The organism is Streptosporangium sp. NPDC004631 (genome assembly GCF_053601935.1).
This window is the reverse complement of sequence record NZ_JBSGCR010000030.1, coordinates 72,189-81,517: the sequence shown is the minus strand read 5'-3', so window position 1 is coordinate 81,517 and position 9,329 is coordinate 72,189. Positions and strand designations below refer to the sequence as shown.

The following is a 9,329-nucleotide window of genomic DNA, read 5'->3' as shown; positions in this document are numbered from 1 at the left end:
CGCCGACAACCGCACCATGTTCATGTTCTACGCCGTCGCCATGGTCCCGTTCATGATCCTGGCCATCGTGCTCGCCGCCGGACTGATCATCGGCCGCGCGGTCGCGGGGGTCGCCGCCCACCGGTCCGTGCCCAGCCGCAGGGCGGTCGGGGCCACGCTGGTCGGCGGCTTCATGTTTCTGGTGCTGATCAACTTCTGGTGGCTCTACCCCGTGCTCGCCGCCGAGGTCATTCCGCACTCGCAGTGGTGGGCGCGGATGCTGTTTCCCCGGTGGGTCTAGCCGGTCCGGCGGAGCCGCCGAACCCGTGACGCAGTGAGATCGCGGCGGCGACGCACGCCAGCGGCACGGCCGGCAGCACGTAGCGGTAGTCGAACTCGGCGGTCGCGGCGGGGGCCAGGATGAGCCCGAAGGCCCCCAGCCACGGCAGCAGCACCGGACCGCCCAGTTTGCGCCAGCGCGCCAGCACCCCGGCCAGGCCGGTCAGCAGCAGCAGGCCGACCACGATGCCCGGGAGCCTGATCGTCTGCTGGTAGCCCCGGATGATCGCGGCCCACGGGTCGTGGACCTCGGTGCCGATCACGCTGGGCTTGCCGCGGATCTGCGCGCTCGGCAGGCTCGGATCGTAGATCTGGGCGTCGCGGTCGGTGGTGCCGCGGTAGGAGGACCAGGCGGGCAGCACCTTGCCCTCGGCGAGGAACTCGTACTGCCGGTAGGTGTTGGCGTCGGGGAACTGCGGCCGGTCCCAGCGGAAGGCGCGGAAGAAGTCACCGGTCACGATGGCGAGATAGTCGAGCGGCTGGGCGAGGATGGCCCGTTTGGCGAACGTCCCCGCGGCCCGGTTCATGTCGGGGGTGAAGGTGGTGCCGGGCCCGAAGGCGTGGAACCGCTGGCCGGGCTGGGCCCACCACAGATATTTCTGCCCCGAGAAGTGACGCTCGCTCGGCGGGGCGCTGATGCACAGCAGCGCGAGCTCAAGCTCCTTGCGCGGGTCGACCTTCATCGTCGTGCAGTCGGCGAACAGCGCGGTCCGCATGTAGAGGATCGCCCCGTCGCTGTTGGTCATCGCGAAGTTGCCGTACGCGGAGGCGAACCAGGCCATGTAGCCGAGCACCGGGACCGCGCACGCGGTCACCATCGCCGTGATCGGCCGCCAGCCGGTCCGCTTGACGAACATGTAGGCCACCACCAGGGCCAGGATCGGCAGGCCGATCGACCTGGTCAGCGCGGTGAACGCGAGCAGCAGCCCGATCACGGCGCCCAGCCGCCACGACATCCTCCGGTGCCAGAGGACCAGCGTCACGACCCCCACGACCAGCAGCATGAACATCGCGTCGGACATGACCAGATGCTCAAGCTGGATCTGGTAGGCGTCGAAGAGCACCGGTATGGTGGCCAGCGTCGCCCCCCAGCCGGGCAGCCCGAACCTCACGCGCAGCAGCGCGTAGATCAGCACCGCGATACCCAGGCCCATCAGATGCTGGGTGAACACCACCAGGCCGAAACTGTGGAAGGGCCTCAGCAGCAGCAGCCAGAAGGAGTAACCGTTCGGGCGCAGGGCACTTGGCCGGTCGGGGTTGACCGCCCCCGACACGTACTCGAAGGAGTCGTTGAACCACAGCGCGGGGCCGTAGCCGAGCATGGTGACGACCCGGAGCAGGAAGGCCAGCGCCAGGGCGGTCACGAACAGCCGATGACGGCCCAGGAACTCCCGGGTGCGCGCGAGCGCGCCTGTCACGGGTATGTCCAGGCACGGTGGTTCGGCGACGGTCACCATGCACTACAGGATGCCAGCCGTTTCATGGAGTTGACCCGCACGCTAGACGATAGAGGGCATCATGATGAGATTGGGCTGTGCCGTGACTGAAGGGTTGAGACGTGGAACTGACCGTGGTCATGCCTTGTTTGAACGAGGCGGAGACCGTGGAGACCTGCGTACGCAAGGCACTGGCCTGCATGCGGGAGCACGGGATCGAGGGAGAAGTCCTGATAGCCGACAACGGCAGCACGGACGGCTCGCAGCAGCTCGCGCGTGACGCGGGAGCCCGCGTGGTGCACGTGGACGCCAAGGGGTACGGCAACGCCCTGATGGGCGGTATCCGGGCGGCCCGCGGCAAGTACGTCATCATGGGCGACGCCGACGACTCCTACGACTTCACCGGGCTGCTGCCGTTCGTCGAGCAGCTGCGCGACGGAGCCGACCTGGTGATGGGCAACCGCTTCAAGGGCGGCATCGCCCCGGGCGCCATGCCCCCGCTCCACCGCTACCTCGGCAACCCGGTGCTCTCCTTCATCGGCCGGCTGTTCTTCCCCAGCGCCATCGGCGACTTCCACTGCGGCCTGCGCGGCTTCCGGCGCGACTCGATCCTCAGGCTCGGCCTGCAGACCGGGGGCATGGAGTTCGCCAGCGAGATGGTGGTGCGCTCGACGCTGTCCGGGCTGGACGTGCGCGAGGTGCCCACCACGCTCTCGCCCGACGGCCGCTCCCGCCCGCCGCACCTGCGCTCCTGGCGCGACGGCTGGCGTCACCTGCGCTTCCTGCTGCTGTACAGCCCGCGCTGGCTGTTCTTCATCCCGGGTCTGCTGCTGATGACCCTCGGCCTCGTCGCGGGCGCGGCCCTCACCTTCGGCCCGGTCTACATCGGCAAACTCGCCTTCGACGTCGACACCCTGGTCGGCGCCTCGGCCGCGGTGGTGATCGGCTTCCAGGCGGTGCTGTTCGCCCTGTTCACCAAGGTGTACGCCGCGGAGGAGGGCTTCCTGCCCGAGGACAGGCGGGTGCGCAAGCTCGTCGACATCGTCACCCTGGAGAAGGGGCTGATCGCCGGTGGCCTGCTGGCCCTGGCCGGCCTCGGCGGCCTGGTCGCCTCGCTGGTCCACTGGCAGACGCGCAGTTTCGGCCCGCTGATCCCGTCGGAGTCGCTGCGCATCGTCGTGCCCTCGGCGGCCGCACTGATCATGAGCTTCCAGACCATCTTCGCGGCGCTGTTCATCAGCATCCTCGGCATCCGCCGTACCAGGGAGGCGCCGATCGACGTGGCCGCGTCCGCGGCCGAGGAGGCGGCGGAGGCTGTCACCCGGGAGAGCAGCAAGACCTGAGCCCGCGTCCCTTAGGCTTGGCATCATGTCCCACCACATCTTGACCGCGGTCGCGTGGCCCTATGCCAACGGCCCTCGCCACATCGGGCACGTCTCCGGATTCGGCGTGCCGTCCGACATCTTCAGCCGCTACCAGCGGATGGTGGGCAACAAGGTCCTGATGGTGAGCGGGACCGACGAGCACGGCACACCCATCCAGGTGCAGGCCGACAAGGAGGGGCTGACCGCCCGCGGGCTCGCCGACCGCTACAACCGGGTGATCGCCGAGGACCTGCAGGCGCTCGGTCTCTCCTACGACCTGTTCACCCGGACCACCACGGCGAACCACTACGCCGTGGCTCAGGAGATCTTCAAGGGTCTCCATGACAACGGCTACATCTTCCCCAAGACCACGATGGGGGCGATCTCGCCGTCCACCGGCCGCACGCTGCCCGACCGCTACATCGAGGGCACCTGCCCGATCTGCGGCTACGACGGCGCACGCGGCGACCAGTGCGACAGCTGCGGCAACCAGCTCGACCCGATCGAGCTGATCAACCCGGTCAGTAAGATCAACGGCGAGACGCCGATCTTCGTGGAGACCGAGCACTTCATGCTCGATCTGCCCGCGTTCGCCGACGTGCTCGGCACCTGGCTGCAGTCCAAGCGGGGTGACTGGCGGCCCAACGTGCTCAAGTTCGCCCTCAACCTCCTGGGCGACCTCCAGCCCCGCGCGATCACCCGCGACCTCGACTGGGGCGTGCCGATCCCGCTGGACGACTGGCGCGACCAGCCCAACAAGCGGCTCTACGTCTGGTTCGACGCCGTCATCGGCTATCTCAGCGCCTCCATCGAGTGGGCCCGCCGCTCCGGCGACCCCGACGCCTGGCGGCAGTGGTGGCAGAACCCCGACGCCCGCGCCTACTACTTCATGGGCAAGGACAACATCGTCTTCCACGCCGAGATCTGGCCCGCGCTGCTGCTCGGCTACAACGGCCAGGGCGCCAGAGACGGCAAGCCCGGCTCGCTCGGCACGATGAACCTGCCCTCCGAGGTCGTCTCCAGCGAGTTCCTGACGATGGAGGGGCGCAAGTTCTCCTCCTCCCGCCAGGTCGTCATCTACGTCCGCGACTTCCTGGCCCGCTACGACGCCGACGCGCTGCGCTACTACATCGCGGTGGCGGGTCCTGAGAACCAGGACACCGACTTCACCTGGTCGGAGTTTCTCAACCGCAACAACGGCGAGCTGGTGGCGGCCTGGGGCAACCTGGTCAACCGTTCGATCTCGATGGCCGCCAAGAACTTCGGCGTCATCCCCGAGGCCGGGGACCTCACCGACGCCGACCGCGTCCTGCTGGCGCGGAGCCGTGCCGCCTTCCCCGCGGTCGGCGCCGAGCTCGAACGCTCCCGGTTCAAGAACGCCACGACCGAGGCGTTCGACGTCATCCGCGACGCCAACAAGTATCTGGCGGAGCAGGAGCCGTGGAAGATCAAGGACGACCCCGCGCGGGTCAAGTCCATCCTCCACGTGGCCCTGCAGGTCGTCGACGACGCCAAGACCCTGCTCACCCCGATCCTGCCCTCCTCCTCCAACAAGATCCACACGATGCTCGGCGGCACCGGCGTGTGGTCGGGGATGCCGGAGATCAAGGAGGTCGGCGAGGAGAACGGCAGGGAGTATCCCATCATCACCGGCTCCTACGAGGGCGAGGCCCGCTGGAAGTCCGTCCCGATCCGGGTCGGCGCCCCGCTCGCCCCGCCGACTCCGCTGTTCACCAAGCTCGACCCGAAGATCGTCGATGAGGAGCTCGGCCGTCTGACCGAGTGACGTGCCCCCGGCCCGCGCTCCGTGCGGGCCGTACCGGGGTCTCGATAGGTTGGGTGGCGTGAGCACGACGAAGCTTCCCGCCGCCCCCGAACCCCTGACCGCCGAGGTGTTCGACAGCCACTGCCATCTCGACATCATGGTGGGCAGCCGTCAGGCGTCCTCGGGAGACCCCGTCGCCCAGGCGGCCCAGGCGGCTCGGGCGAGCGTCGAGGGCATCCTCAAGGAGGCCCGCTCGGTCGGTGTGACCCGGCTCGTCACGATCGGTTACGACCTGCCGTCCTCCCGGTGGAACGCCGATACGGCCGAGCAGCACGCCGACGTCTACGCCGGGGTGGCCGTCCACCCGAACGAGGCGCACGCCTCGACGCCCGAGGTCCTCGCCGAGATCGAGGAGCTGGCCCGGCTGCCGCACGTCAGAGCCGTCGGGGAGACCGGTCTCGACTACTACCGCGACTGGGCCGCCAAGGAGGACCAGCACGCCAGCTTCCGGGCGCACATCGAGATCGCCAAGCGGACCGGCAAGGCCCTGGTGATCCACGACCGGGAGGCCCACGACGACGTGCTGAGCGTGCTGGCCGACCAGGGCGCCCCGGAGATCGTGGTCTTCCACAGCTTCTCCGGCGACGCCGAGATGGCCGGCAGGTGCGTCGAGGCCGGCTACTTCATGTCCTTCTCCGGCCCGGTCACCTACAAGAACGCTGGCTATCTGCGTGAGGCCGCGGCGATCGTGCCCGAGGAGCTCATGCTCGTCGAGACCGACGCGCCCTACCTCCCGCCGGTCCCGCACCGGGGCAGACCCAACGCGCCCTATCTCCTCCCCATCACGCTGCGCTGCCTCGCCGAGGTCAAGGGGGTGGACCCCGCGCGGCTCGCCGAGGCCGTCGGCGTGAACGGGGAGACCGTCTTCGGCCCCTGGTAGGCCCCGGGCCCGGCCCCGCTCCGAGCCTGTTTCGGGCATCTCCAGCTCGGCGGCCCGCTCCGCCTGCCCCCGGTTCGGTGGTCTGGGGCGGTCTCAGCCCACCGACGCGCCGAAGTCGGCCGGGCCGCCGCCGTCCAGGGCGGGCACCTTGCCGCCTCCCGGCGTCAGCAGGGTGCCCGTGTCGTCGTTACGGCCCAGCAGCATCACCGCCCCCGAGCCTCCGCGGTCCGGCACGCCGACCACCAGCCGGTTCCCGCTGAAGGCCACCGACCAGCCGAAGCGGTCGCCCGCCTGCGCCTGGTCGATCAGCCGGGCCCGCGCCGGGTCCCGCACCGGCACCAGCCAGACGCCGCCTCGCCGGTCCGGCCCGTCGAACGGGGTTCCCACGGCCAGCCGGACACCGCCCTCCCCGGTCAGCGCCAGCGACAGGCCGTATCCGTCGCCCGCGACCCCCTCCGCCCCCTGGTCGAAGGTGGCCATCGGCGTGATCTCCTCCGTGCCGGACGCGCGGAAGAGCCGGACCAGGCCGGAGTCCCGCACCCGGCCCCCGTCGCCGAGCGGCGCGCCGACCGCCAGATACCCCACGTCGCCCTCCTCCGCGTAGGCCATCGCGTAGCCGAACCGGTCGCCCGCGTGGAGATCGACGATCTCGTGCAGGTCCCACTTCCTGCCGACGTACCTCTCCTGAGAGCCACCCACGTCGAAGAGCACGGCGATGGCACCCGAGTCGAGCTTGCCCTCGCCGGTCTGCCGTCCCAGCCCGTCGTCGTTCTCGTGCGGCAGGCCGACCGCGAGGTCCGGTTCGCCGGCGGTCCCGCCCAGCCTGCCGAGCTCCAGAGACCAGCCGAACATGTCACCGGTCTCGCTGTTACCGGGAACCCCCTCGGTGTCCTGGGAGATCCGCCGTCCCCCGGCGCTCCCGGGGGTGGTCCCGGACCCGGTCTCGAACAGGTAGACCGAGCCCGCGTCGTCCACCCCGTCGGCGTTCTCGTGGGGTGCGCCGACGGCGACCAGGGTTCCCGCGGCGGCCAGGGACCAGCCGAAGTGGGCATCGGTCTCCGGTTCGGGGGAGACCAGGCGGATCGTCCGCCGCGGTGCCCCGCTGTAGACGAGGTAGACCGCGCCCGCGTCCCGGCTTCCCTCCACGTCCGCGTACGGCGCGCCGATCAGCAGGTCGGCGCAGCGGTCGGCGTCGAGATGGACCGGCCTCACCGACCAGCCGAAGCCCTCTCCCGCCTCCGGCTGAGGAGCCGTCACGACCGTCCCGCCCTCACCTCGGCCGAACAGCACGTGCACGGCCCCGGCGCCCTCCCGCCCGGCGGGGGCGGCGAACGGATCTCCGGCGACCGCGTCGTCCACGCCGTCGCCGTTGAAGTCGTCCTTGAGATCACCGTTGGGGCCGCTGGAGCCCGTCCCGGCGCACTCGGCGGCGGGTGCCGCGGCGGCGGAGGTCGCGAGCGCCGCCACGGGTGCCGTCACGGACGGTGCCGCGAGTACGGCGGCGACCAGCGGGGCGAGCGGGAACCTCATGACAGCCTCACCTCGATCTGCCTGCCTTTCTCGATCACGGAACCGGTCAGCCTCAGCGGCCTGCGCCCCCGGGGCAGGCCGTAGATCAGCGTCCCGTCCGCCCTGCCCCCGGGGGCCAGCGTGCCCGTCCACCCCGTCGAGGACGGCTCGGGGGTGTGGGCCGCGCCGGAGTCGTCCACCATGGCCGGTGGGGTACGGCTGAGCGACACCTGTTTCGTCCCGGTGTTGACCAGGGTCCAGCCGACCAGGCACAGCCCGCCGCCGGTCGCGGTGGTCCCTCCGTATGAGGCCGGACCGCATCGCGGCGCCCGGGGGACGATCAGATACGGGTCCTCGACGGGGGAGCCGGTCGCGATCCGCCGGCCCACGTCGGTGGCACCGGTGGACGCGGCGCTCCCCGCCTGTGGCTGCTGCCCGGTCCCGCCGCCCGTGCCGGCCAGTACCGCGACCGTGACGGCGAGCGCGGCCGCGACGGCCAGTCCAGCGAGCAGCCAGCGCCGCCGGGGCTCTCCGGGGGAGGCCGTACCGGGTGAGGCCGGGATCGGCGAGCCGGGCGGAGGGGGTGCCGGTCTGCCGGGCGGGGGCGGCACCGCCGCGCCGGCCGGGGACGGGGCCGGTGTGCCCGGCGGGGGCGGGGCCGGTGTGTCGGCTGACGCCGACGGCGGCCTTTTGTTGGGAATCGGTGCCTTTGGGCCGGGAGCCGGGGTGGGGGGTGACGGGGGAGTCTCCAGGTTCAGCGCGCCGAGGGTCCGGGTGGAGTCCGGTCCCACGTTGGCCGGGGGCCGCCACGACTCGCTGAGCATGTCGTCGGCGATCAGGGTGGGCGGGTCCACCGGAGCGGAGGATGTCGTGGTCGGCGCCGCCAGGCCGCCTCCCACCAGGGCGATCAGCAGATCCTGGGCCGTGGGCCGCTGGGAGGGGTCCATCGCGGTGGCCAGGCGGACCAGTTCGTTGAGCGGGTCGGGCAGCGTGCCCAGGTCCGGCGGGGTGTTCAGCAACCGGGTGGCCATGGTGATCATGTCGCCCCGGCCGTAGGGGTGGCGGCCGTTTCCCGCATAGGCGATCAGACAGCCCCAGGCGAAGACGTCGGCGGCCGGGGTGATCTCCAGGCCGCGTATCTGCTCGGGGGCCCACCAGCCGGGGCTGCCGAGTATCTCGCCCGACCGGGTGAATCCGTGGGTCGAGTCCAGGGCCCTGGCGATGCCGAAGTCGATCACACGGGGCCCGGACATGGACAGGATCACGTTGGCGGGCTTGAGGTCGCGGTGGACCAGCCCGGCCACGTGGATCGCGGCCAGCGCGGCGGCCACCCCGAGGGCCACGCCGTGCAGCGGGGCGGGTTCGAGGGCGCCGTGCCGGCCGATCTGGCGGGACAGCGGCGTACCGGCGATGTATTCGGTGACCATGTACGGCCGGCCGTCGTCCATGTTCCCGTTGTCGAGCACCTGGGCGGTGCAGAACGACGCCACCCGCCGGGCGTTGCGTACCTCCGCGTGGAAGCGCGCCGCGAACCCGTCGTCGATCGCGACCTCGGGTCTGACCACCTTGAGCGCCACCGGCCGGTCGGCCGGGGCCATCGCGAGATAGACGGTGCCCATACCGCCTTCGCCGAGACGTCCGAGAAGTCGGTAACCCCCGATCTGCTGGGGATCACCGGGCCGCAACCCCTCGACACCGGGTGGGTTCACGTCCGCCACGGGGTGGATTCCTTCCTTGCCGACGACCCCCCGTTACGGGCAACGGTATCGGGCTCCGCGCCTGAGGGGTTTCCCGGCAGGCCTACGGGGAGTTCCCGTCGTCCCGTCGGGCAGGGGATGACCTGTGAAATCTCGGCTCCGGCTCCGGGGGTGTCTCCTGGGATTCGGGAGCGTTTCGCGACGTCCTGCGGCGGGGGCGCCAGGGCGCGCCGACGGCGAGTCGGGTACGGGTCGGCGACCGTGACGTTTTCGCGTGGCATAACGCCGCCGGTTGTCATG

At 71.0% G+C, this 9,329-nt stretch carries 6 protein-coding genes and 1 pseudogene; 4 read left to right on the top strand and 3 right to left on the bottom strand.

The window, feature by feature from the left end:
- Positions 1-280, top strand: a pseudogene (locus ACWEF2_RS25465) (phospholipid carrier-dependent glycosyltransferase); the annotation flags it as partial.
- Here the strand turns inward: ACWEF2_RS25465 and ACWEF2_RS25460 are convergent.
- Positions 228-1,736, bottom strand: a complete 1,509-nt coding sequence (locus ACWEF2_RS25460) for a hypothetical protein (protein WP_453818860.1) — start codon at positions 1,734-1,736, stop codon at positions 228-230. The pseudogene ACWEF2_RS25465 and the gene ACWEF2_RS25460 overlap by 53 nt on opposite strands.
- Positions 1,737-1,876: 140 nt before the next feature.
- On the opposite strand from ACWEF2_RS25460, the gene ACWEF2_RS25455 reads away from it, so the two are divergent.
- Genes ACWEF2_RS25455 through ACWEF2_RS25445 form a run of 3 tightly spaced genes read left to right on the top strand, consistent with a single transcriptional unit; the run spans position 1,877 to position 5,823 of the window.
- The gene (locus tag ACWEF2_RS25455) at positions 1,877-3,097 is read left to right on the top strand and encodes a glycosyltransferase (protein WP_355595432.1); all 1,221 of its coding nucleotides are present in this window, start codon (positions 1,877-1,879) and stop codon (positions 3,095-3,097) included.
- A 25-nt stretch (positions 3,098-3,122) separates the two neighbouring features.
- On the top strand, positions 3,123-4,904 hold the full coding sequence (metG, locus tag ACWEF2_RS25450; RefSeq protein ID WP_453818859.1) for a methionine--tRNA ligase: 1,782 nt from the start codon (positions 3,123-3,125) through the stop codon (positions 4,902-4,904).
- Positions 4,905-4,962: 58 nt separating this feature from the next.
- Positions 4,963-5,823: a TatD family hydrolase gene (locus ACWEF2_RS25445; RefSeq protein WP_453818858.1), complete on the top strand. Its 861-nt coding sequence runs from the start codon at positions 4,963-4,965 to the stop codon at positions 5,821-5,823.
- Between the two features lie 93 nt (positions 5,824-5,916).
- On the opposite strand, the gene ACWEF2_RS25440 is transcribed toward ACWEF2_RS25445, so the two are convergent.
- Together ACWEF2_RS25440 and ACWEF2_RS25435 are read right to left on the bottom strand one after the other, a co-directional pair.
- Complete coding sequence (locus ACWEF2_RS25440; protein ID WP_453818857.1) at positions 5,917-7,353, bottom strand: hypothetical protein; 1,437 nt, start codon at positions 7,351-7,353, stop codon at positions 5,917-5,919.
- Positions 7,350-9,050, bottom strand: coding sequence for a serine/threonine-protein kinase (locus ACWEF2_RS25435; protein WP_453818856.1), 1,701 nt, complete (start codon positions 9,048-9,050; stop codon positions 7,350-7,352). The genes ACWEF2_RS25440 and ACWEF2_RS25435 overlap by 4 nt, the downstream gene beginning before the upstream one ends.
- Positions 9,051-9,329: the final 279 nt, after the last annotated feature.